This is a genomic window from Mycobacterium colombiense CECT 3035 (genome assembly GCF_002105755.1).
Taxonomy (GTDB): Bacteria; Actinomycetota; Actinomycetes; order Mycobacteriales; family Mycobacteriaceae; genus Mycobacterium; species Mycobacterium colombiense.
Window position 1 is genome coordinate 1,597,509 of sequence record NZ_CP020821.1, and the last position, 23,873, is coordinate 1,621,381.

Genomic DNA, 23,873 nt, shown 5'->3' on the forward strand with positions numbered 1-23,873 from the left:
GTCCGACCGGGACGGTGAGCAAGCCGCGCGTATCAGTTCGACGAAGTTTGTCGCCGGCCCAGGGTGGCCGCGCGGGTGACGGTGGACCGCCCGCCGGTGCGCATCGGCGCCCCGGGCCAGCCGCTAGCTCACCTGTACCTCGCGCACCACCAGACCCAACGCAACCGGCGAAGGTGCGCCGCCGTCGGGTCTAGTCCGAGGACTCGCCGTCAGAGTCCGCCGGCTCGCCGTCGCCCCCCGAGCCGTCGGAATCCAGCTCTCGCAGCAAATTCTCCAGGGTGGCGCGATTGATCCGCCGGAAGGCCCGTCGCGGCCGGTTGACGTCCAAGATGGCGACTTCCAGGCTGCCCACGTCCAGGGCGTCCCCGTTCGAGGACTCGCTGCCGGCCCGCAGCGCTTTCACGGCGATGCGGGTGGCCTGCCGCAGATCGGCGTTCTCCGCATACGAATCCTTGAGCGCCGTCGTGATGGGTTCGGTGGTACCACCCATCACCACGAAATGCGGCTCGTCCGCGATCGACCCGTCGTAGGTGATCCGGTACAGCTCAGGCGGTTTGGTCTCGCCGTAATGCGCGACCTCGGCGACGCACAACTCCACCTCGTAGGGCTTGGCCTGCTCGGTGAAGATGGTGCCGAGCGTCTGCGCGTAGACGTTGGCCAGCTGGCGTCCCGTGACGTCGCGACGGTCGTAGGCGTAACCGCGGGTGTCGGCGAATTGGATTCCGCCGCGGCGCAAGTTGTCGAATTCGTTGAACTTGCCTGCGGCCGCGAAGCCGACGCGGTCGTAGAGTTCGCTGATCTTCTGCAACGACCGTGACGGGTTCTCCGCGACGAACAGCACACCGCCGGCGTAGACCAGGGCGACCACGCTCTTACCCCGCGCGATGCCTTTGCGCGCGAGCTCGCTGCGCTCGCGCATCGCCTGCTCAGGCGAGATGAAATACGGGAAGCTCACTTCTCACCACCATCGGGGCCGAAAGTATCAGCGCGCGAACGGCTTTGGATCACTTCGCGGGCCAGTTCGGCGATGCGCGCCTCCGGCACCTCCAGCGCGCCCTCGGCGCCGATGGTGACCGCGGTGGGATAGATCCCGCGCACCAGATCCGGTCCGCCGGTGGCGGAATCGTCGTCGGCCGCGTCGTAGAGCGCCTCGATCGCGACCCGCACCGCGGAGTCGGCGTCGGTGACCTGCGAGTACAACTTCTTCATCGACGACTTGGCGAAGATCGAGCCCGACCCCACCGACTGGTAGCCCTCCTCTTCCAGGTTCCAGCCGCCGGCGGCGTCGAAAGACACGATGCGGCCCGCCCCTTCGGGATCGGCCGCATCGATGTCGTAGCCCACCAGCAACGGCAGCGCGACCAGGCCCTGCATCGCGGCCGCCAGGTTTCCGCGCACCATGATCGCGAGCCGGTTCACCTTGCCGGCGAACGTGAGCGGCACGCCTTCGAGCTTTTCGTAATGCTCGAGTTCCACCGCATAGAGGCGGGCGAACTCGACGGCGATGGCGGCGGTGCCGGCGATGCCGGTGGCGGTGTAGTCGTCGGTGATGTAGACCTTTTTGACGTCGCGCCCGGCGATCATGTTGCCCTGCGTCGAACGCCGGTCGCCGGCGAGCACGACGCCGCCGGGGTATTTCAGCGCGACGATCGTGGTGCCGTGCGGCAGTTGCCCGGTGGCGGCATCCGATTGCGTGCCGGACAGGCTCGCCGGCAGCAATTCCGGAGCCTGGCGTCGCAGCAGATCAGCAAACGACGAGAGGTCTATAGCGGGGTCTCTGGAGAATGCGGAGCCGGGAAGTGCGGAATTGGTGGACAGGCGATTAGAGAAAGGCCAGGTCACTGTCCGCCCTTTTGGACATACGCGCGAACGAAGTCCTCAGCGTTCTCCTCGAGGACGTCGTCGATCTCGTCGAGCAGATCGTCGGTGTCCTCGGCTAGCTTCTCCCGGCGCTCTTGGCCCGCGGCGGTGCTGCTGGCGACGTCGTCTTCGTCGTCGCCACCACCGCCACGCTTGGTCTGCTCCTGAGCCATCGCCGCCTCCTGCGTTGTGTGGGCCCTTTGAATGGCTTATGCACCGATCAAGCCACACTGCCCGTTGGTCTTTCCTAGCCTACCGGTCAACCCCGACGTTCCCGCGGTGAACGGGTACCTAGCTGGTGAGTTGTTCCACCAGTTCGGCGGCGCTGTCCACCGAGTCCAGCAGCGCCCCGACGTGCGCCTTGCTGCCGCGCAGCGGCTCCAGCGTCGGGATGCGGACCAGCGAGTCACCACCCAGATCGAAAATCACCGAGTCCCAGCTCGCCGCGGCGATGTCGGCGCCGAACCTGCGCAGGCATTCGCCGCGGAAGTACGCGCGGGTGTCCGTCGGCGGCTTGTCCACCGCCTCGAGCACCTGGTGCTCGCTCACCAGGCGCTTCATCGAGCCGCGCGCCACCAGCCGGTTGTACAGGCCCTTGTCCAGCCGCACGTCGGAATATTGCAGGTCCACCAGGTGCAGCCGCGGCGCCGACCAGCTCAGGTTTTCGCGCTGCCGGAACCCTTCGAGCAGGCGCAGCTTGGCCGGCCAGTCCAGGATTTCCGCACATTCCATCGGGTCGCGCTCGAGCTGGTCGAGCACGTGCGCCCAGGTTTCGACGATGTCGGACGCGCGCGGGTCGGGGTCCCGGCTGTCGACCAGTTTGGCCACCCGGTCGAGGTAAACCCGTTGCAGCGCAAGCGCGGTCAGCTCGCGACCGTCGGCCAGGGCCACGGCGGTGCGCAGCGACGGATCGCGGCTGATCGCGTGGACCGCATGCACCGGCCGCGCCAGCGCCAGGTCGCTCAGGTCGATGCCGTGCGCCGGGCCCTCTTCGATCAGGTCGAGCACCAGCGCGGTGGTGCCCAACTTCAGATACGTGGACGTCTCGGCGAGGTTGGCGTCGCCGATGATGACGTGCAGCCGCCGGTAGCGGTCGGCGTCGGCGTGTGGTTCGTCGCGGGTGTTGATGATGCCGCGCTTGAGCGTGGTCTCCAGGCCGACCTCGACCTCGATGTAGTCCGAGCGCTGGGACAGCTGAAAGCCGGGCTCGTCACCGGAGGGCCCGATGCCGACGCGGCCGGAACCGGTGACCACCTGCCGGGAGACCAGAAAGGGGGTCAGCCCGGCGATGATCGCCGAAAACGGCGTCTGCCGCGACATCAGGTAGTTCTCGTGCGACCCGTACGAGGCGCCCTTGCCGTCGACGTTGTTCTTGTAGAGCTGCAGTTTCGCGGCCCCGGGCACGCTGGCGACGTGGCGCGCGGCGGCCTCCATCACGCGCTCGCCGGCTTTGTCCCAGATCACCGCGTCGAGCGGGTCCGTGCACTCGGGCGCGGAGTATTCGGGGTGCGCGTGGTCGACGTAGAGTCGCGCGCCGTTGGTCAAGATCATGTTCGCCGCGCCGACCTCGTCGGCATCGACCACCGGGGGCGGGCCGGCCGAGCGGCTCAGGTCGAAGCCGCGGGCGTCCCGCAACGGCGATTCCACCTCGTAGTCCCAGCGGGTGCGCTTGGCGCGCTGGATGCCCGCCGCGGCCGCATAAGCCAAAACCGCCTGCGTCGACGTGAGGATCGGGTTGGCCGTCGGGTCCGATGGCGATGAAATGCCGTATTCGACCTCCGTCCCGATGATTCGTTGCATGGCCTAAGCGTAGGCCGGGTGACGAAGCGGCCCGCGCGGCGGGGCGCGGAGAAGCCGGCCAATCACGTCGAGCCGGGTGACGAAGCGGCCCGCGCGGCGGGGCGCGGGAAAGCCGTTGCGCGGGCTCTCCGGTCTCGGGAAAACGCCGGCCCGGCAACCCGTCCGATAAGGGCAGCATGGGCGACGTGCCGGCCGTAGGGTGAGCCGGCATGGAGCTACTTCGCGGCCGCGCTCCAAGCCGCCGCGCCGAGCCGAGCGCGGCGGCCGAAAGCTGGTTTTTGGAGCGCGGTTTGCCGTCCGTACTCACCCGGCGCGCGCGATGGCGGCGCCTCTGGACGCGGTCGGCGCCCATTCTTGCCGCGTACGCGGCGCTGCAGGCCTGCATCCTGGCGGTCTATCTGATCACCGGCGGCCACGACGTCGAGATCAGCGGCGAACCGACAACCTCGGAATTGGTCGTGCTGGCCCTGCTCGCGCTGGCGCTGCCGTTGATGGCCGTCGTCGGCTGGCTGGCCTCGCGATCGCGAAGCCGCGCGACACGCACCGCGACAGCGACGACGGCGGCGCTGGCGGTGGCGTGCAGTGGAATCGTGATGGGCGACGTCGTGCAGGAGGCCGTCGTCGTTGCCGCCGTCCTGATCCTGACCGGCAGCGGCATCGGATCGGTCGTGGGCTGGGCCGTACGCATGATGCTGTCGCACCTTGCGACCGTGGGCGCCTTGGCCGTTCGGGCCTTGCCGGTCGTGCTGCTGACCGCGTTGGTGTTCTTCAATACCTACGTCTGGTTGATGGCAGCGACCATCAGCGGCAACCGGCTGGCGCTGGCCATGGCGTTCCTGGTGACCATCGCCGCGGCGTTCGTCAGCTCGGCCACGCGCGAGCGCGTCAGGCCGATGCTGCAATCGGCGACCGTGCCGCACGACGAACCCGAAAAGCTCGCGGGCACACCGTTCGCCACGCTGCCCGGCGCCACCGGCGGCGCGCCGCTGACGAAGTCGGAGCGCCTCAATGTCGTTTTCGTCCTGGTCGTTTCGCAGCTGGCGCAGATCATCGTGGTGGCGGTGGTGACCGCCGCGATCTATTTGGTTCTGGGGCTCATCGTGCTCAGCCCGGAACTGCTCAACGAGTGGACCCATACCTTCAAGAGCAGCGCGACGGTGCTCGGGTTCACGCTGCCGGTACCCGACTCACTGATCCACATGACGCTGTTCCTCGGCGCGCTCACGTTCATGTACCTCAGCGCCCGCGCGGCCGGCGATGCCGAATACCGGTCCACGTTCCTCGACCCGCTGATCGACGACCTGGACACGACTTTGGCGGCGCGCAATCGCTACCACGGCGCCGCGGGGGCCGCCGTCCGTCGTGTTGACGGCGCCGACACCAGTGACTAATTTCACCCTGTGTCCGCCCCCGAATCCGACCATGCCGTCGGTAAGCACGCACTCGACCTGTCCGGGAAGCGCTACGGCGAGGTACTCCTGGTAACACCGGGAGAGGCGGGCCCGCAGGCAACGGTGTACAACAGCTTCCCGCTCAACGACTGCCCTCAAGAGCTGTGGTCGGCGCTGGACGCGCACGCCATCGCCACCGAACACGGGGCGGCCGCCGCCCTGCTCAACGGTCCCCGGTATTGGCTGATGAACGCCATCGAAAAGGAAGCCCGGGGGCCGCAGATCACGAAATCCTTTGGCGGGATCGAGATGATCCAGCAGGCGACCGTCCTGCTGTCGTCGATGAACCCGGCGCCCTACATCCCCAACACGGTCAACCGCCACACGGTGTTCGTCTTCAACGCCGGCCAGGAGGTGTACGAGCTCATCGATCCCCAGAGCCGGCACTGGATCATGCAGACCTGGAGCCAGGTCGCCGACGCCACCCTGTCGCGCGCCGACCTGCCGGGCCTTGCCGATCGTCTCGACCTGCCGGCGGGGTGGGCCTACCAACCGCGCGTGCTCACCGACGAATTACGCGTGGACACCACGCAGCGGCCGGCGCAGGTGCTGCAGGACAACCTGACCAACAGCTATTCGCTGGTGGCCGACTGACCGCGGGCGATAACGAGCCCTACAGGTACTGACCCAGGTTGGATTCGGTGTCGATGGCGCGCGATGCGCTCGAGCTCTTGCCGGTGACCAGGGTGCGGATGTAAACGATCCGCTCGCCCTTCTTGCCCGAAATCCGCGCCCAGTCATCGGGGTTGGTGGTGTTGGGCAGGTCCTCGTTCTCGGCGAACTCGTCGACGATCGAGTCCAGCAGGTGCTGGATGCGCAGACCGGGCTGACCGGTCTCCAGCACCGACTTGATCGCGTTCTTCTTCGCGCGGTCGACGACGTTCTGGATCATCGCCCCGGAGTTGAAGTCCTTGAAGTACATGACTTCCTTGTCACCGTTGGCGTAGGTGACCTCCAGGAACCGGTTGTCGTCGATCTCGGCGTACATCCGGTCGACGACCTTTTCGATCATCGCCTTGATGCAGGCCGACCGGTCGCCGTCGAACTCGGCCAGGTCGTCGGCGTGCACCGGCAGCGACTCGGTGAGGTACTTCGAGAAGATGTCTTGCGCCGCTTCGGCATCCGGGCGCTCGATCTTGATCTTCACGTCGAGGCGTCCGGGGCGCAGGATGGCGGGGTCGATCATGTCCTCACGGTTGGAGGCGCCGATCACGATGACGTTCTCCAGCCCCTCCACACCGTCGATCTCGCTGAGCAGCTGCGGCACCACGGTCGTCTCGACGTCCGAGGACACGCCGGTGCCACGGGTGCGGAAGATGGAGTCCATCTCGTCGAAGAACACGATCACCGGTGTGCCCTCCGACGCCTTTTCACGGGCGCGCTGGAAGATCAGCCGGATGTGTCGCTCGGTCTCGCCGACGAACTTGTTGAGCAGCTCGGGACCCTTGATGTTCAAGAAGTAGGACTTGGCTTCGCGGGCATCGTCCCCGCGGACCTCGGCCATCTTCTTGGCCAACGAGTTCGCGACCGCCTTCGCGATCAGCGTCTTGCCGCAACCGGGCGGGCCGTAGAGCAGCACACCCTTGGGCGGGCGCAGCGCGTACTCGCGGTAGAGCTCCTTGTGCAGGAACGGCAGCTCGACGGCGTCGCGGATCTGCTCGATCTGGCGGGTCAGGCCGCCGATGTCCAGGTAGCTGACATCGGGCACCTCTTCCAGCACCAGATCCTCGACCTCGGCCTTGGGGATGCGCTCGAAGGCGTACCCGGCCTTGGTGTCGACCAGCAGCGAGTCACCTGGGCGCAGCCTCCGCGGGCGGGTGTCGTCGTTGAGGGCGTCGGGGTGGCCTTCGGGCAGGTCCTCGGCCACCAGCGGCTCGGCCAGCCACACGATGCGTTCCTCGTCGGCGTGCCCGACCACGAGGGCGCGGTGCCCGTCGGCCAGGAGTTCACGCAAGGTGGAAATCTCGCCGACCGATTCGTACGTGCCGGCCTCGACGACGGTGAGGGCCTCGTTGAGGCGGACCGTCTGCCCCTTGCGCAGCAACGGGACTTCGATGTTCGGCGAGCAGGTCAGCCGCATCTTGCGACCGGAGGTGAACACGTCGACGGTGTCGTCGTCGTGGGTGGCGAGCAGGACGCCGTAACCGCTCGGCGGCTGCCCCAGCCGATCGACTTCCTCACGCAGCGCCAGCAGTTGCTGGCGGGCCTCTTTGAGGGTCTCCATCAACTTGGAGTTCCGCGACGCAAGGGAGTCGATGCGCGCCTCCAGCTGATGCACGTCGCGCGTGGAGCGGGCGCCACCATGCGAGCCGGCGGCGTGCTCGAGTTGCTCGCGCAACATCGCCGCCTCGCGACGTAGTTGCTCCAACTCGGCCTCGTCGCCGCTGGACATGTCTGGTTCGTGGGGGTTTCCGAAAGCTTCAGAACGCTCTGAGCTACCCATGTTGCGCTCCTTTCCCACACCGAATTGGCGCGGCGGATACTTCAAAGCTACCGGCGATCGCCGATTGATGTGTGTAGTCAAATACCCACGAAAAGTTAAGATTTTCGTCACGCTGGTAATCTCGGCCACTAATCGTGATGATCGAAAGGGCCTTGGGAGGTGCCGGAGTGACCGCAAAAAGCCTCGCCACAGGCTCGGCTCGCGTCGCCGTCGTAGCCCCCACCGGCGGTGTGGCTTCCGTTGCACCCATCGGCCCGACCTTAGCGACACCCTTCCTCCGCGAAGCGGCCAGAGCCGCCTAGCCGGCCGACCGACTGGATGCACCGGCCACTGTTAGTAGCGCTGAGCGCCGCCACCGCCGCGGCGGCGGTTGGGCTCGCGGCGTGTTCCTCGCCGCACCCGAGGAGCGATTCGTCGGCCGTCTCTTCGCTGCCGCCGGTCCCGTCGAGTCAGATTGCTGCGCCGCCCACGACTCCCCTGCCGCCCCCCGAGGCGCTCACCGACGTGCTCGCCCGGCTCGCCGACCCGAACGTTCCGGGCGCCAGCAAGGTGAGTCTGGTGGAAGGCGCGACGCCGGAGAGCGCGGCCAGCTTGGACAAGTTCACCAATGCCTTGCGCGACAACGGCTACCTGCCCATGACTTTCAACGCGAACGACATCGCGTGGTCGGACAAGAACCCGTCGAACGTGAAAACCACCGTCGCCGTGCACACCGCCCAGGCCAACAACCCCAACTTCACCTTCCCGATGGAGTTCGCTCCCTTCCAGGGCGGTTGGCAACTCTCCCGGCACACCGCCGAAATGCTGCTGGCCCTGGGGAAGTCGCCGACGACTCCGACCTCGGAGCCACCGGCACCACCCCCGGCTCCGCCACCTCCGCCGCCCCCACCCGAACCCAGCCCGCCACCCGCGGCTCCCCCACCCGCACCACCGCCGCCGCCCGCGCCGGCCCCGAACCCGCTCCCGCTCCGGAGCCCGCCCCCGAGCAGCAAAACCCGCCGGGTTGATCCGCGGCATGTGGATCGGCTGGCTCGAGTTCGACGTGTTGCTCGGCGACGTGCGGTCGCTGAAACAGAAGCGGTCGGTCATTCGTCCGGTCGTCGCCGAGTTGCAGCGCAAGTTCAGCGTGTCGGCGGCCGAGACGGGTTCGCATGAGCTGTATCGGCGGGCCGGCATCGGCGTCGCCACGGTGTCCGGCGACCGCGGTCACGCCGTCGACGTCCTGGACGCGGCCGAGCGGCTGGTGGCCGCGCATCCCGAGTTCGAGCTGCTGTCGGTGCGACGGTCCCTGGTGCGCAGCGAGGATCTCGCGTAGCCGGTGGTGGCGACCCGCTGCGCCCGGCGACGACCGCGTTGCGATCGCTAGCCGTCGCGGCCTTCGCGCTTGCGGCCCAACGGCACCGGCGCGACGACGCCGGGCGCGAGCCGTCGCGTGAAGATCAGGAAGGCGGTGTGTCCGCGCATCGAATGCTGCGGCCGGACCGCGAGACCGACGACGTTCCAGCCGCGCTGCAGCGTCTCCCAGGAGCGTGGCTCGGTCCAGCACTGCTGCGCCCGCAGGGCCTCCACCGCGCGCGACAGCTGGGTGACGGTGGCCACGTAGATGATCAGCACGCCGCCGGGGATCAGCAGTCGCGCGACCGACTCCAGCACCTCCCACGGCGCGAGCATGTCGAGTACCGCGCGGTCGAAGGATCCGTCCGGCAGCTCGGAGTCGGCGATGTCGCCGATGATGAGCTGCCAGTTGTCGGGTGCCTGGCCGCCGTGAAACACCGAGACGTTGCGTTCGGCGTGCTCGGCGTGGTCGGCGCGCTGCTCATAGGAGGTCACCCGGCCCTCGGGCCCGACCGCGCGCAGCAGCGAACAGGTCAGCGCGCCGGAGCCGGCACCGGCCTCCAACACCCGCGCGCCCGGGAAGATGTCGCCCTCGTGCACGATCTGGGCGGCGTCCTTCGGATAGATCACCTGGGGCCCGCGCGGCATCGACATGACGTAGTCGATCAGCAGGGGCCGCATCACCAGGTACACGGCGTTGTTGCTGGACTTGATCACGCTGCCCTGCTCGAGCCCGATCAGCGCGTCGTGCGGAATCGCCCCGCGATGCGTGTGAAACTCGGCGCCCGGCGTGAGGACGACCGTGTAATGCCGACCCTTGGCATCGGTGAGCTGGACGCGCTCGCCCTCGGTGAACGGGCCGGTTACTGACACGCGGTCTAGCGTGCCAGCCGACTCGCCGCCGCAGGTGTTTGGGGGTTGTCGGCGCCCAGTCCTAGGCTGCCGACATGATCGTCCAGCCGGAGGCGCCCCAGTCGGCCCCCCAGGTTGATGAGCGCCCGGCGGGGCAGGTGTACCGCCCGGCCCTGTCACCGTCGCGGGCCGCGGACTTCAAGCAATGTCCGCTGCTGTACCGGTTCCGGGCCATCGATCGGCTGCCCGAGGCGCCGTCGGCCGCGCAACTGCGCGGATCGCTGGTCCATGCCACCCTGCAACAGCTCTACGACCTGCCCGCCGAACAGCGCGGCCCCGACACCGCCATGTCCCTGGTGGAGCCCGCGTGGGACCAGATCATCGCCGCGACACCCGAGATGACCGCCGACGTGGATCCCGTGCAGCGCACGCAGCTGCTCGCCGAGGCGCAGGCGTTGCTCGCCGGGTATTACCGGCTCGAGGACCCAACCGGGTTCAACCCCGAGTGTTGTGAGCAGCGGGTGGAGGTCGAGCTCGCCGACGGCACCCTGCTGCGGGGCTTCATCGACCGCATCGACGTCGCGGCCACCGGCGAGCTTCGGGTCGTCGACTACAAGACCGGCAAGGCGCCGCCGGCCGCGCGGGCGCTGGCCGAGTTCAAGGCCATGTTCCAGATGAAGTTCTACGCGGTGGCACTGTTGCGATCGCGCGGCGTGCAGCCCACCCGGCTGCGGCTCATCTACCTGGCCGACGGCCAGGTGCTCGACTACACGCCCGATCACGACGAGCTGCTGCGGTTCGAGAAGACGCTGATGGCGATCTGGCGGGCCATCCAACTCGCCGGGCGGACGGGCGATTTCCGTCCCACCCAGTCGCGGCTGTGCGACTGGTGTCCCCACCAGCAGCACTGCCCGTTGTTCGGCGGAACACCGCCGCCCTATCCGGGGTGGCCGGAATCCCTTGCGGCGCAGGCTGATTCGCATACCACCGAGCCGGCCGCCTAAGCTAGTCGAGCGGCGAAAGCTCCTGCAGCACCGTCGGAATCAGCTCGCTGACCGTGGGATGGATGTGCATGGTCCGCGACAGCGTGGTGTAGGGCGCCTTGGCCGACATGACGTCCAGGATGCCGTGGATCGCCTCGTCGCCGCCGACCCCGAAGACGGCGGCCCCCAGGATCTCCTTGGTGTCGGCGTCAACGACGACCTTCATGAAGCCTTGCGTCTCACCCTTTTCCACCGCGCGGCCCACCCGGGTCATCGGCCGCTTGCCGACCAGCGCCTTACGGCCCGACGCGCGCACCTGATCGGCGGTCATCCCGGCCCGCCCCAGCGGCGGATCGATGTAGAGCGCGTAGGTGGTGATCCGGTCGCTGACGAGCCGTGGCGGCTCGCCAGAATCTGTGTCCAGCAGATTCGCGGCGACGATCTCGAAGTCGTTGTACGAGGTATGGGTGAACGCGCCCTTGCCGTTGCAGTCGCCCATCGCCCAGATGTGATCGACGCTGGTCTTGAGTTGGTCGTCGACCACGATGTAGCCCCCGGGGCCGGTCTGCACCCCGGCCGCTTCCAGGCCGAGGTCGTCGGTATTGGGTCGTCGCCCCACCGCCAGCAGCAGATGGCTCCCCCGACGGGGGCGGTGCCCTGCCGAGGGGTCAGCTCGAACCCGTTGCCGGTCTTGACTATTCGCACATCATCGGCGCCGACGATGACGTCGATGTCTTCGGCCCGCAGGATGTCTTCGATGGTGGCCGAGACGTCCTCGTCTTCGCGCGACGCCAGCCGCGGCCCCCGTTCGACGACGGTCACCCGGGCCCCGAACCGCCGGTACATCTGCGCGAACTCCAGCGCGATGTAGCCGCCCCCGACGATGACGAGATGCGTTGGCACGGTGTCGAGTTCCAAAATCGAGACGTTGGTGAGGAAGTCGACGTCGGGCAGGCCCGGGATGTCGGGCACCACCGCGCGCCCACCGACGTTGAGGAAGATGCGGTCGGCGCGCAGCACATCGTCGCCGACCCGCAGCGTGTGCGGATCGGCGAAGACCGCGTGACCGCGAAACACGGTGCAGCCGTTCATGCCCTCGAGCCAATCCTCGACGCCCTTGCGGTCGCCGAGCATGATCTCGTCCTTGCGGGCCTTGACCTTCGCCATGTCGACGCTCACCGGCCCGGTCGCGACGCCGTATTCGGTGCCCCGGCGCGCCAGGTGCGCGGCGTGCGCGGAAGCCACCAGCGTCTTGGTCGGGATGCATCCGTTGTTGACGCAGGTTCCGCCGATCAGCTTGCGCTCCACCACCGCGACGCGCTGCCCGGCCGCGGTCAGCCGGCCTGCCAGCGGCGGGCCGGCCTGCCCGGCCCCGACGATGATCGCATCGAAATGTTCTGTCACTTAACCGCCGTCAGCAGGTACTCGGTCAAGACGTGACCCGTCGCCGCGAGGATGGCGAACCCGCCCAGGATCGCGACGGCGTCCTCCAGCAAGGCGATCGGCAGGTCCCTGCCGCCGGTCGCGGCGACCAGCCGTCTGCGCGCGTGGTAGCCGCCGAGGGTGCCCAGCACCGCACCGATGACGCCGGCGCCGAGCGCGGTGAACGTCCAGTGCGGCCACGCGCCCAGGGCCGCGCCCGCCAGCCCGCCCATGACGATGCGCGCCGCGAAGATCGGCGGCGCGGTGCGGGCCGGCGTCTTGGGCAGCTTGTCGTTGATCAGTTCGCCCACGGCGAGGACGGTGAAGACGATCACCGCGATGATGCTGGCCATCCAGCCCGCCCACGTGCCGTGCAGATCGATCCAGCCAAGGACCGCGGGATAGGCGGCCCAGGCGACCACGGCGGGCGCGGTCAGCGACCGCAGCCCGGCCACCACACCAATCAGTAGAGCCAGCAGGACAAGAAGTGCGTGTGTCACGGAAGACCCTCCTGGGAGACGTACGCCGGCGACCGATGCAGGGACGGCCCACACGCCAACCCGGGCAGTCCCCCGTGGCGGACGCTAACACAGCCGCGGGTTTTGCACCGTGCCCAATCAGAACCGGCAGAACCTGATGTCGGACGCCAGGATCGCCTTGGCGCCGATGGCGGCCAGCTCGTCCATGATCTCGTTGACGCCGCGACGCGGCACCAGCGCGCGGATGGCCACCCAGTCCGGGTCGGCGAGTGGCGCGATGGTGGGCGACTCCAGCCCCGGCGTGATCGCCGTGGCCTTGTCCAGCACCGAGCGGGGGCAGTCGTAGTCGAGCATCAGATATTGCTGGCCGAACACCACGCCCTGGATCCGCGCCACCAGTTGATCGCGCGCCGCCTGGGTCCCGGACTTGCTGCCGTGGTCGCTCTCGATCAGCACCGCTTCCGAATCGCACAGCGGTTCGCCGAAGGCCACCAGGTCGTGCAGGCTCAGGGTGCGCCCGGAACCCACCACGTCCGCGATGGCGTCGGCGACGCCGAGTTGTATCGAGATCTCCACCGCGCCGTCGAGCCTGATCACGGTTGCCTCAATACCGCGTCCGGACAAGTCTTTTCGCACCAGATTGGGGTACGCGGTGGCAATCCGCTTGCCGGCCAGATCGGCGATCTTCCAGTCGCGCCCGGCCGGTCCGGCGTAGCGGAAGCTCGACGAGCCGAACCCCAGCGCCAGCCGTTCGCGCACCGGTGCGTCCGAATCACCCACCAGGTCCCGTCCGGTGATGCCGAAATCCAGTTCGCCCGAACCCACATAGATGGCAATGTCTTTGGGCCGCAGGAAGAAGAACTCGACCTGGTTGGCCGGGTCGATGACGGTCAGGTCTTTGGAATCGGTGCGGCGCCGGTAGCCGGCCTCGGCGAGGATCTCGCTGGCCGGCTCGCTCAGCGTGCCCTTGTTGGGAACCGCAACCCGCAGCATGGTCATAACTTCCGATACACGTCGGCGAGGGTCAGCCCGCGCGCCACCATCAGCACCTGCGTCCAGTAGAGCAACTGGCTGATCTCCCCGGCCAGCGCGTCGTCGGATTCGTGTTCGGCGGCCAGCCACACTTCGCCGGCCTCCTCGAGGATCTTCTTACCCAGCCCGTGGACGCCGCCGTCGAGCGCGGCGACCGTCGCGCTGCCGGCCGGCCGGGTACGGGCACGCTCGCCCAGTTCGGCGAACAGATCCTCGAAGGTCTTCACGGCCAGCGATTGTTTCACGCGGCGGCGAGCAAAGTCACGGCGGTTTAGCCGCGGCCGGGTTCTGCGCCGCTTCCCCCGCCGAAACCGGCGAGCGTGATGCGCAGCGCTTCCTCCAACCGGACATGAAACGGTGAGCCCTGGGCCGTCTCCGAGGTCAACCACTCGCTGAGGACGAATTGGACGGTGGCCAAACTGGTGTGCACCAGCAGGGCCGGCCGAATGTCAAGTGCTGCATTGACATTCATCCGCTCCGCAACGTGCTGGATCAGGTTGCGGTGATCGGTTTCGCTCATCATCACGGACTTCCGCAGGAGGTGGGGGGCGGTCGCGACGGCGTGACCCCAGGTATCGAAGTTGCCTGCCGCACCGACCTCCCTCGCATGCGTGACGAACAGTTGGATCAACGCTTCGGCCGCAGACTCGTACGGCGGCCTGGTGCTGTAGGAACCCACGATCTCGGCGGCCGCCTCCCGGGCGGGATCGACCAGCAGGCCCTCCTTGGCGGGGCGTACCGGAAATACGTGCTGATGGAAACACCGGCGGCCGCGGCGATGTCCTCGGTGGTCACCGCCTCGAAGCCGCGTTCGGCGAACAGCCGGTGCGCGGTCCGCTGGATCTGGGAAAGCAGCTCAGCACGCCGTCGGTCCCGCAACGATATATTTGCTGAGGGCATGCCATCACCTTCGTCAATCCGACATTGAAACCCCGCGGCGTCGTCCAGCGACGAACTCAGATGAGTGACTCTACACTATTGAAAGTCGCTATCAAGTAGGCTAGTGTGATGCAGCGCACACCGATGAGCTGCGGAGTTCTCGCGCTTGTTGACACTATTTTAATAAGAATAGTGTCAGACGCCCGCTCGATGTCCTCCGCTCGGCACTCAGCGTTGAGGGGTGGGAAGAGGGCCGATGAACGCGGTAGCTGGTACGCGATGACCTGTGCCATGGATTTGCTAGACGGACGGCAGGTCACGCCGCTATGACGACGACCGAGCTCGATGGCGTCACCGCCATCCGGAACTGGTCCGTCGGGTACGTCAGGCGTCACCCGGTCGCCTCGCTGACGACGGTAGGCGAGCAGTTCGTCCTGGGTGTGCGAACCGCTCAATACTTCTTCTACGACCTGGCGACCGGGCGCTTCCAGTGGCAGGAATTCGTCCGCCAGGGCGCGTTCATGGCCGGCACCGCCGTGCTGCCGACGATCCTGGTGTCGCTGCCGATCAGCGTCACTTTGTCCATCCAGTTCGCGTTGCTGGCCGGCCAGGTCGGCGCCACGTCGCTGGCCGGGGCGGCCAGCGGGCTGGCGGTCATCCGGCAGGGGGCGTCGCTGGTGGCCGCGGTCCTGATGGCATCGGCGGTCGGGTCGGCCATCACCGCAGACCTGGGTTCGCGCACGATGCGCGAAGAGACCGACGCGATGGAGGTGATGGGCGTCTCGGTGATCCGCCGCTTGGTCGTCCCCCGCTTTGCCGCCGCGGTGATGATCGGCGTGGCCCTCACCGGCGTCGTGTGCTTCGCCGGATTCTTCGCCAGCTACATGTTCAACGTCTACTTCCAGAACGGGGCGCCCGGCAGCTTCGTGTCGACCTTCGCGTCGTTCGCGACCACCGGCGACATGATCCTGGCGCTGATCAAGGCCATCGTGTTCGGCGCCATCGTGGCCATCGTGTCGAGCCAGAAAGGCTTGTCCACCAAGGGCGGACCGACCGGCGTCGCGAACTCCGTGAATGCCGCTGTCGTCGAAGCGATCCTGCTGTTGATGATCGTCAACGTCGCCATCAGCCAGCTCTACATCATGTTGTCGCCCAGGACGGGGCTGTAACGTGACGGCCTCGGCTTATCAGCCTTTCGCACCCATTTCGGTGCCGCTCGTCCGCCTTTACCGGCGGGGCAAAGTGCCGATCATCCGGCTGGGCCATCTGCTCGTCTTCTTCGTCCGGGCGCTGGTCGCGGTGCCACTCGCCTTGCGCCAGTACAGCGCCGAGTTCCTCCGGCTGCTGTCGAACATCACCTGGGGCAACGGCTCGATCGTGGTGGGTGGGGGCACCGCCGGCGTGGCCGTCGTGCTCGGCATGACCGTCGGCGCCCTGGTGGGCATCGAGGGCTACAACTTCCTGGACCTGCTCGGCCTGGGGCCCGCCACCGGGTTCGTGTCGTCGTTGGTGAACACCCGCGAGCTGGCTCCCCTGATGGCGTCGCTCGCGTTCGCCATGCAGGGCGGCTGCCGCTTCACCGCGCAGTTGGGATCCATGCGCATCGCCGAGGAGATCGACGCGATGGAATCGATTGCCATCCGCCCGATCCCGTACCTGGTGACCACCCGGCTGATCGCGTCGGTGGTGGCGATCGTCCCGCTGTATGCCGCCTGCCTAGCGATCGGATACCTGAGCACGCAGGTGGTGGTGGGCATCGGTAGCGGCGGATCGACCGGCTCGTACCTGCACTACTTCACGCTGATGCTGGCGGGTCAGGACATCGTCTACTCGTTGATCAAGGCCGTCATCTTCGTGTGGATCGCATCGACGATCCAGTGCTACTACGGGTATTACGCGAGCGGCGGGCCGGAGGGCGTCGGGGTCGCCGCCGGGCACGGCATGCGGGCCAGCATCACCGTCGTGATCATCGTGAACATGCTGCTCACCATGGCGCTGTGGGGCGTCGACTCCGGCGCAAGGTTCGGCGGGTAGGTCGGTGGAACATGCCCAACTCCTTTGAGCTGGACGGCCGCGGTCCGTCGGACCGGCAGCTGTTCGGCATCGGCATCGCGGTGGTGCTGGTCAGCGCCCTGGTCACCATGGCGATGTTGGTCAAATCCACGGGCAGGCTTGACGATTACGTGCGCGTGGTGGCCGACCTGGTGAACGTGGGCGACGGTCTGCCGCAGAAGTCCGACGTCAAATACCACGGCGTGCTCGTCGGCATGGTCAACGGCGTCGTGCCGGCGGCGCACGGCAAGCCCAACTATGTCCACATCGACCTCAAAGAGAACTACGCCAAGTCGATTCCGGCCAACGTGACCGCCCGCGTGGTGCCCAGTAACGTCTTCGCCGTCTCGTCGGTCCAGCTGGTGGACAACCACAGTCCAAGTGCCCCGGCCGCGAAAATCCGCAACGGTGCCCACATCCTGGAGGACAAGCGGCTGCCGACCGTCCTGTTCCAGACGACCGTCAGCAAGCTGCGTGACCTGCTCGCCGCGGCGGGGCGGGCCGCGACGACAGGTCGGTGGGCATCCTGGCCGCGCTGGGTGCGGCCACCGACCACCGCCGCGTGAGCCTACTGAACGCCGGCGCACAGCTGAATCGTGCTCTCGATCAACTCAATTCGATCGTCAGCACCGATGCCGGCCCTTCGACGGTGTCGGCGTTGTTGGACGCGACGACCGGACTCGCCCAGACGGCGCCCGACCTGCTCGACGCCTTGCATCAGGCCGTCGAGCCGATGCGGACCTTCGCCGAGACCCGCGGGCAGTTGGCCTCGCTGCTGTCGGGCGCCGACTACACCGTCGGCACCACGCGCCAATCCTTCGACAACCACATCGACCAACTGATCAAGATCACCACCGATTTCACGCCGGTGCTCGGCGTCCTGGCGCAGAAGTCGAACAACTTCGTGCCCGCCGTCGCCAAGCTGGACAACCTGGCCAACCAGTTCATGGAACAGGTGTGGAACCCCCGGACCAACCTGGGCAACATGCGCGCGATGCTCACCTTCACGCCCAGTTCCACCTACACCCGCGCCGACTGTCCGCACTACGGCGAGCTCAAAGGGCCCAGTTGCTTCACCGCACCGCTGATTCCGGTGCGACCCGATCTGCCCGAGGTGCTGCTGCCGCAGAACTACCAGCCGCCCAAGGACCTGGCCCCCCCGCCCGGCACGGTGATCGGCCCGGACGGAAACCTGGTCGCGGTGGGCCCGCCGCTGATCAACCCCACTCCCAACCTGACCGATCCCAATCCGCCGCTGGCGCCGGGGATTACGCCGTCACCGCCGGTGCCCGGCAGCGCGAATCCCGACAACCCCACGCCCGGGGCGCCGGCCACACCGCAACCGCACGAACCGTGGGTCGCGCCGGTGGCGCCCAAGGCGCCGTGGATTCCGCAGGCCGCCTTCGGGGGGAACGTGGGACCGGTTGGCAGCCAATATGAACGAAACATGCTCGGCGTGATCACTGGTGGGCCCGCCACCGACGCCACCGATCTGCTGCTCGGCCCGGTGGCCCGCGGCACCACGGTGTCCCTGGCTCATCCGCCCGGGGAGGCCAAATGAGGTTTCGCGGCCCCCTCATCGCGCTGACCCTGTTCATGATCGTCTCGTTGACGCTGACCTGGCTGGTGTATGTGAGCCTGCGCCGGGACGTGGCCGGTGACACCGCCAGGTATTCGGCGGTGTTCAGCGACGTGTACGGGCTTCGGGAGGGCGACGACGTCCGCATGGCCGGGGTGCGCGTGGGCCGGGTCGAAAAGGTGGAACTGGACGGCACACTGGCCAAGGTCTCGTTCGTGGTGCAATCCGAACAGCGGCTGTTCGGCAACACCCTCGCGTCGGTGACCTACCAGAACATCGTCGGGCAGCGTTACCTCGGGCTGTCCCTGGGCAAGGAGGGCAGTCCGCAGCTGCTCCCCCCGGGCAGCACCATCCCGCTGGAACGCACCGAGCCGTCGTTCGACGTGACCACGCTGCTCAACGGCTACGAACCGCTGTTCAGCCTGCTGAACCCGCATGACGCCGACAACCTCACCAAGGGCATCATCTCCTCGCTACAGGGCGACACGTCCTCGCTCGCCACTCTGGTCGGTCAAACCTCTACGCTCACAGAGACATTCGCGGGGCGCGATCAGGCCCTCGGCAGCGTGATCACCAACCTCAACAAGGTGGTCGGCAACCTCGCCGAGCAGAACGACAATCTCGACGGCGTCATCACGCAGGCCCGCAGCGTCGTCGGTGAGCTCGACCGGCGCCGACCGGACCTGGTCGCCTCGGTCGGTTCGCTGGCCCGGGTGACCAACCGGCTGTCGGCCTCGGCGACGGACGTGTACCCGGCACTGCGCGAATTCATCGATCGCCAGCCCGGTGTCACCAAACACATCATGGACGTCGAACCGCAGGTGGCATTCTTCGGCGACAACATCCCGCTGCTGCTCAAAGGCCTTACCCGGGTGGGCAATCAGGGTGCCTACGGCAACGCCTACGTGTGCGACGTGAACTTCATGGGGTTCTTCCCCGGGCTCAACGACGTGGTGCCGATCATCATCAACGCCGCCACGCCGGGCAACCGGGCCTGGCACACCCCGCGCTGCAGGAGCACGGTCGATGGCTGAGGCGTCGGTGCGGCAACGGCTTTCGCGAATGACCAAGCGGCCGCTGGAAAGCTACAACAAGACCTGGCTCGGCTTCATCGCCGTCGCAGTGGTCGCGGTGGTGATCGGGGTCATGCTGCTGGTGCACACGATCGGCGCCGGCTACCGGCATTACACCGCGGAGTTCTTGCAGGCCGCCTCGCTGCGGGCCGGCAATCCGATCGTGGTCGCGGGCATCCCGGTGGGCAACGTCACCAGCATGAAGCTGGTGGGCGACCATGTCGAGGCGGGCTTGAAGGTCCGTGACGACATCAAGCTGGGCAAGGACTCCCGGGCGCAGATCAAGGTCACCACCATCCTGGGTTCGCGCTACCTCGCGCTGGAACCGAACGGGCCGGCGCGCCTGCCCAACAACACCTTCGACCTGGCGCACACCGAGGTGCCCTACGACCTGCAGGCCGCGTTGCAGGACGCCACCACGACGTTCGAGCAGGTCGACTCCGACAGGTTCGCGCAGTCGCTGGCGGTGCTGGGCAAGCAGCTCCAGGGCCTGCCCGCCGTTGTGCCGCAAGCGATCACGAACATCAACACGTTGTCGTCGATCATCGCGGTGCGGCGTGACCAACTGGGACAGCTGCTCCGCAGCACCGAGCAGGTGACGAACACGTTGCGGCGCCAGCAGGCCGGCATCGGCGCCCTGGTCGACCAGGGGCAAGACCTGCTGGGCCAATTCGTCGCCCGGCGCGCCGTTTTCCACGCGATGATGCAGTCGCTGTCCAGCCTCGTCGACACCATGAGCCAGGTGGTGGTCAACGACCGCTCCGGCCTGGACGCGCTGATCAAAGACATGCGCGACTTCACCAACCTGATGTCGGAACACGACGACCTGCTGCACAGCATGTTGCAGACCAGCCCGATCTTCTTCCGCGAGGCCGCCAACCTCACCGGCGATGGCAACGCGATCAACTTCAACGCCCCGAACGTCCCGCTGATCGACTCGTGGATGTGTGCAATCAGCGGCCGCGCCAAGCAGTTCGGCATGATCCAGTACTTCAAGGACTGCAAGTGAGGGGGCTTGGCGCCAGGACGCTGGCCATCGTCGCCGCGGTCGCGGTTATCGGCGCGGCGATCGGAATCGGCTGGTGGTCACTGAGTTCCGGTGAGGACACGATCACCGTGACGGCCCAATTCGACAGCGCCTCGGGCCTCTACGAGGGCAACGAGGTGGCGGTGCTGGGCATGCCGGTGGGCAAGATCACCAAGATCAACCCCAAGGGCGGCTACGTCGAGGTCGAGTTCACCATCGACCGTCACGTCAAAGTGCCCGCCACCGCGCAGGCCGTCACGGTGTCGACCTCCATCCTCACGGATCGACAGATCGAGCTGACGCCGCCCTACCGCGGCGGCCCGACCCTGCAGAACCACGACACCATCGGCCTGCCCCGGACCAAGACGCCCGTCGAATTCAGCAGCGTGCTCAACGTTTTGGACAAGGTGACCAAGTCGCTGGAGGGTGACGGCCACGGCGGCGGACCGATCGCCGACGTGCTGGGCGGCGGCACCGAGGTGGTCAAAGGCAACGGCGAGAAGATCAAGGCGGCCCTCGGCGAGCTGTCCAAGGCGCTGCGGCTGTCCAGCGACGGGGGCGCGACGACCCGCGAGCAGATCACCACGATCGTCAAGAACATCAGCACGCTGTTCGACGCGGTGGCCGCCAACGACACGAAACTGCGCGAATTCGCCTCCACCATCCACCAAGTCAGCCAGATCATGGCCGACGAGGACCTCGGCAGCGGCAGCACCGGCCACAAACTCGACCAGCTGATCCAGCGGGCCGGCGACCTGCTCGACGAAAATCGGGACAATGTCAAACAAGCCGTCCTGCACGGCAATGACACGCTCAAGACGGTGACCGACCAACGCCGCGACCTGGCCGAGCTGCTGGATCTGGCTCCGCTGGTGGCCGACAACGCCTACAACATGATCGACCGGGCCAACGGCAGCGTGCGGGCCCGCTTCCTGACGGATCGGTTGCTCTTCGACAGCCAGTACACCAAAGAGATCTGCAACCTGATGGGCCTTCGGCAACTGGGCTGCAGCACCGGGACGATCCAGGACTTCGGCCCCGATTTCGGGTTGACGTACGTGCTCGACGGCATGGCCGCCATGGGGCAGAAATGATGGCCACGGGCGCGCGGGGCGCGCTGACGGTGGTGGCCGCCGCGATGGTCACCGCGGGATGCGCCACGAACGGCCTTGCCAGCCTGCCCCTTCCGGCCCCGGGGCTGGGCTCGGGCGGGTATTCGCTGAACGCGGTGTTCTCCAACGCGCTCAACCTGCCGATGAACGCCAAGGTCAAGCTGGCCGGCGCCGACGTCGGGCAGCTCGAATCGATGGTGGCGCGCAACTACACCGCCGTCACCCGGCTGCGCATCCGGGACGGCGTGCTCCTGCCGCGCGGCAGCACCGCCGAATTGCGCACCGCGACACCGCTGGGCGACGTGTTCGTCGCGCTGAAGCCGCCGGCCGACGATCCCGCGGACACGCCGCTGCTGCACGACGGCGACACCATCGGCCTGGATTCGACCGCGGCCGCCGCGACCGTCGAGTCGGTGCTGAGCTCGGCCGCGATCCTGGTGAACGGCGGGGCGGTCCGCAATTTCACCAACATCATCAACGGTTTCGGCAAGGCGACCGGCGACCAGGGCCAGGCGTTCGGCGACATGATCCGTAAGTCCAACCAGTTGCTCGGGACCCTGGACGCCCGGTCCGACCAGATCTCGCACGCGCTGACCCAACTGTCGCACCTGGCCGACCAACTGGACGCCAAGAACCAGACCATCGGCGACCTGATGACGGCCGCCAGCCCCGCCACGTCGGCGCTGGCCGACAACACCAGCCAGCTTTCCAACCTGGCAGTGCAGGTGGGCGACACCTCCCGGTTGCTCGCCAGGTTCCCGTCGATCGGCGGGACCGACACCAGCGGCCGCAGCATGATCCGCGACCTGAACACGATCGCCGGGGCCGCCAATGACGTTGCCATGAGCCCGGATACCAGCTGGCTGTCGATCAACCGGCTGATCCCCGCGCTGGTCAAATCGACTGCCGGGAATTCGATCTCGGTGAACGTCGGCGTGGACAAGATCATGCTGGGGTCGCTTCCCGACATCGGCTTCCCCGGTGACATCGGCCTGCATGGACCGCACCACTACAACGTGAACCTGCTCGTCGGCACCCTGAAGTACACGCTGTGGCGGCTGCAGGAACGTATCGTCGGCCGCGGGCCGAACTCGCCACAGGTTCCGGTCATCCCGGATCCGAACATCCCGGGGCAGATCGACGTCGCACCCGGACCGCCGCCGGCACAAGCACCGCCGGCACCGGGTGCGCCACCACCGCCAGGAGCGCAACCATGATGCGCGCCGTCGCCGACTTCGCCAATGTCGTTGTCCGAGCGGTGCGTACGGGTCACCGGCAACAGGTCTGGCTGTCGGTGGCCGGCCTGGTGCTCATCCTGGTGGTGGCGACCGCCTACCTGCTCATCGGCGCGTTGCGGGTGAAGCCCTTCGCCTCGTCCTACCGGGTCACCGTGCAGTTGGCGGAATCCGGTGGCCTGCTGCCCAATCAGGACGTCGCGCTGCGCGGAGTCCGCATCGGCCGCGTCGAGTCGCTGCAGATCACCGACAACGGCGTCAACACCGTCGCCAGCATCACGTCGAAGGTTCGGATCCCGGCGAACAGCGTCGTGCACGTGTCGGCGCTCTCGCCGGCCGGTGAGCAGTACATCAACTTCGAAGCCGCGTCCGACGCCGGCCCGTATCTGCACGACGGCAGCCTCATCGCCTCGGACCACACCACAGTCCCGGTCAGCTTGGCCCAGTTGCTCGGCGACGCCGACGGATTGCTGGCCCAGGTGGACCCGCACAAGGTCGAGTTGATCAAGAAGGAATTGAGCCTGAGCAAGGAGGGCCCGGCGAAGCTGACCGCCATCGTCGACGGCGGCACGTTCCTGCTTTCGACGCTCGACTCGGTGCTGCCCCAGACCACCAGCATCATCAAGACCAGCCGCGTCGTGCTCACGCTGGCCAGCGACAAGAACAGCGGATTAGGCGCCGCCGCAACCGAACTCAACCACACGCTCACCGGTGTCGCCAGGATGCAGGCCGGCTACCGCCGGTTGACTGCGCAGACGCCGGGCACGCTGTCGGCCGTCGACAACCTGTTCGCCGACAACTCCGACACCATGGTGCAGCTGCTGGGCAGCATGGCCACGATGTCGCAGCTGTTCTACCTGCGGGTCCCGGCGCTCAACGCGCTGTTCCCCGACTACCGCGGGTCGGTATTGGACGCGGTGACGAGCGCATTCCACGACGGCGGTGTCTGGGCGACGGCCGACCTGTACCCGCGCTACGTGTGCGACTACGGGACGCCGTCGCACGCGCCGTCGGCAGCCGATTACTACGAACCGTTCATGTATACCTACTGCCGCGACGACGATCCGGCGGTCTCGATCCGCGGCGCCAAGAACGCGCCACGGCCGGGCGGCGACGACACCGCCGGCCCGCCGCCGGGCGCGAACCTGGGCCAGCGAACCGATCCGACCCCGCGGGGCCGCTACAGCATTCCCACCCCGTACGGCGGTCCGCAGCTGCCGATCGAACCGCCGCACTGAGCCCCGAGACCATCTGAGCCG

At 67.4% G+C, this 23,873-nt stretch carries 20 protein-coding genes and 4 pseudogenes; 13 read left to right on the plus strand and 11 right to left on the minus strand.

The annotated features are described in order from the left end of the window. Window positions 1–190: 190 nt before the first annotated feature. The 4 genes from prcA to dop form a co-directional block, all read right to left on the minus strand. Entirely contained in the window at window positions 191–955 is a 765-nt protein-coding gene (gene prcA / locus B9D87_RS07435; protein ID WP_007770848.1) for a proteasome subunit alpha, read from the minus strand. Continuing rightward, the gene (gene prcB, locus B9D87_RS07440; protein WP_040629797.1) at window positions 952–1,842 is read right to left on the minus strand and encodes a proteasome subunit beta; all 891 of its coding nucleotides are present in this window, start codon (window positions 1,840–1,842) and stop codon (window positions 952–954) included. Before prcB ends, prcA begins: the two co-directional genes overlap by 4 nt. Further along, window positions 1,839–2,033, minus strand: a complete 195-nt coding sequence (locus B9D87_RS07445; RefSeq protein WP_007770846.1) for a ubiquitin-like protein Pup — start codon at window positions 2,031–2,033, stop codon at window positions 1,839–1,841. Before B9D87_RS07445 ends, prcB begins: the two co-directional genes overlap by 4 nt. Before the next feature lie 118 nt (window positions 2,034–2,151). Further along, a complete protein-coding gene (gene dop, locus B9D87_RS07450; RefSeq protein WP_007770845.1) occupies window positions 2,152–3,660 on the minus strand; it encodes a pup deamidase/depupylase in 1,509 nt (502 codons plus the stop codon). Between the two features lie 209 nt (window positions 3,661–3,869). Here dop and B9D87_RS07455 point away from each other — a divergent pair, with 209 nt between their 5' ends. Then, window positions 3,870–5,051 carry a hypothetical protein gene (locus B9D87_RS07455; RefSeq protein WP_007770844.1) on the plus strand — a complete coding sequence of 394 codons (1,182 nt, stop codon included), beginning with the start codon at window positions 3,870–3,872 and terminating at the stop codon, window positions 5,049–5,051. Between the two features lie 9 nt (window positions 5,052–5,060). Beyond that, on the plus strand, window positions 5,061–5,705 hold the full coding sequence (locus B9D87_RS07460; RefSeq protein WP_007770842.1) for a hypothetical protein: 645 nt from the start codon (window positions 5,061–5,063) through the stop codon (window positions 5,703–5,705). A gap of 19 nt (window positions 5,706–5,724) precedes the next feature. Here B9D87_RS07460 and arc read toward each other — a convergent pair whose 3' ends face one another. Further along, window positions 5,725–7,554: a proteasome ATPase gene (gene arc, locus B9D87_RS07465; protein ID WP_007770841.1), complete on the minus strand. Its 1,830-nt coding sequence runs from the start codon at window positions 7,552–7,554 to the stop codon at window positions 5,725–5,727. A 318-nt stretch (window positions 7,555–7,872) separates the two neighbouring features. Between arc and lppK the strand changes: the two are divergent. Then, window positions 7,873–8,472: pseudogene (gene lppK, locus B9D87_RS27415) on the plus strand (lipoprotein LppK); the annotation flags it as partial. Window positions 8,473–8,569: 97 nt separating this feature from the next. Further along, window positions 8,570–8,869, plus strand: a complete 300-nt coding sequence (locus B9D87_RS07475; RefSeq protein WP_007770839.1) for a DUF503 domain-containing protein — start codon at window positions 8,570–8,572, stop codon at window positions 8,867–8,869. A 47-nt stretch (window positions 8,870–8,916) separates the two neighbouring features. Here B9D87_RS07475 and trmI read toward each other — a convergent pair whose 3' ends face one another. Further along, window positions 8,917–9,762 (minus strand): tRNA (adenine(58)-N(1))-methyltransferase TrmI, encoded by an 846-nt coding sequence (gene trmI, locus B9D87_RS07480; RefSeq protein WP_007770838.1) that lies wholly within the window; start codon window positions 9,760–9,762, stop codon window positions 8,917–8,919. A 74-nt stretch (window positions 9,763–9,836) separates the two neighbouring features. Here trmI and B9D87_RS07485 point away from each other — a divergent pair, with 74 nt between their 5' ends. Then, window positions 9,837–10,745, plus strand: a complete 909-nt coding sequence (locus B9D87_RS07485; RefSeq protein ID WP_007770837.1) for a RecB family exonuclease — start codon at window positions 9,837–9,839, stop codon at window positions 10,743–10,745. Window position 10,746: 1 nt separating this feature from the next. Here B9D87_RS07485 and B9D87_RS07490 read toward each other — a convergent pair. From B9D87_RS07490 to B9D87_RS07510, 5 genes and pseudogenes are all read right to left on the minus strand, one after another. Further along, window positions 10,747–12,128: pseudogene (locus B9D87_RS07490) on the minus strand (FAD-containing oxidoreductase). Beyond that, complete coding sequence (locus B9D87_RS07495; protein ID WP_040629796.1) at window positions 12,125–12,646, minus strand: membrane protein; 522 nt, start codon at window positions 12,644–12,646, stop codon at window positions 12,125–12,127. Before B9D87_RS07495 ends, B9D87_RS07490 begins: the two are co-directional and overlap by 4 nt. Window positions 12,647–12,763: 117 nt before the next feature. After that, window positions 12,764–13,618: an ATP phosphoribosyltransferase gene (hisG, locus tag B9D87_RS07500; protein ID WP_007770832.1), complete on the minus strand. Its 855-nt coding sequence runs from the start codon at window positions 13,616–13,618 to the stop codon at window positions 12,764–12,766. 2 nt (window positions 13,619–13,620) lie between these two features. Further along, window positions 13,621–13,902 (minus strand): phosphoribosyl-ATP diphosphatase, encoded by a 282-nt coding sequence (locus tag B9D87_RS07505; RefSeq protein ID WP_040629795.1) that lies wholly within the window; start codon window positions 13,900–13,902, stop codon window positions 13,621–13,623. Window positions 13,903–13,928: 26 nt separating this feature from the next. Then, window positions 13,929–14,557 (minus strand): annotated as a pseudogene (locus B9D87_RS07510) (TetR family transcriptional regulator). A gap of 305 nt (window positions 14,558–14,862) precedes the next feature. Between B9D87_RS07510 and B9D87_RS07515 the strand changes: the two are divergent. The 8 genes and pseudogenes from B9D87_RS07515 to B9D87_RS07550 all read left to right on the plus strand — a co-directional run bounded on the left by B9D87_RS07515 (window position 14,863) and on the right by B9D87_RS07550 (window position 23,852). Continuing rightward, complete coding sequence (locus tag B9D87_RS07515) at window positions 14,863–15,705, plus strand: MlaE family ABC transporter permease (RefSeq protein WP_007770829.1); 843 nt, start codon at window positions 14,863–14,865, stop codon at window positions 15,703–15,705. A 1-nt stretch (window position 15,706) separates the two neighbouring features. Continuing rightward, window positions 15,707–16,570, plus strand: coding sequence for an ABC transporter permease (locus tag B9D87_RS07520; protein WP_007770828.1), 864 nt, complete (start codon window positions 15,707–15,709; stop codon window positions 16,568–16,570). 11 nt (window positions 16,571–16,581) lie between these two features. Continuing rightward, a pseudogene (locus B9D87_RS07525) lies at window positions 16,582–18,149 on the plus strand (MlaD family protein). Beyond that, entirely contained in the window at window positions 18,146–19,201 is a 1,056-nt protein-coding gene (locus tag B9D87_RS07530) for an MlaD family protein (protein ID WP_007770826.1), read from the plus strand. Before B9D87_RS07525 ends, B9D87_RS07530 begins: the two are co-directional and overlap by 4 nt. Continuing rightward, complete coding sequence (locus B9D87_RS07535) at window positions 19,194–20,249, plus strand: MCE family protein (protein ID WP_007770824.1); 1,056 nt, start codon at window positions 19,194–19,196, stop codon at window positions 20,247–20,249. Before B9D87_RS07530 ends, B9D87_RS07535 begins: the two co-directional genes overlap by 8 nt. Further along, entirely contained in the window at window positions 20,240–21,361 is a 1,122-nt protein-coding gene (locus tag B9D87_RS07540) for an MCE family protein (RefSeq protein ID WP_415623712.1), read from the plus strand. The genes B9D87_RS07535 and B9D87_RS07540 overlap by 10 nt, the downstream gene beginning before the upstream one ends. After that, entirely contained in the window at window positions 21,358–22,596 is a 1,239-nt protein-coding gene (locus B9D87_RS07545; RefSeq protein WP_040629792.1) for an MlaD family protein, read from the plus strand. The genes B9D87_RS07540 and B9D87_RS07545 overlap by 4 nt, the downstream gene beginning before the upstream one ends. Then, on the plus strand, window positions 22,593–23,852 hold the full coding sequence (locus tag B9D87_RS07550; RefSeq protein ID WP_007770820.1) for an MlaD family protein: 1,260 nt from the start codon (window positions 22,593–22,595) through the stop codon (window positions 23,850–23,852). The genes B9D87_RS07545 and B9D87_RS07550 overlap by 4 nt, the downstream gene beginning before the upstream one ends. Window positions 23,853–23,873 lie beyond the last annotated feature (21 nt).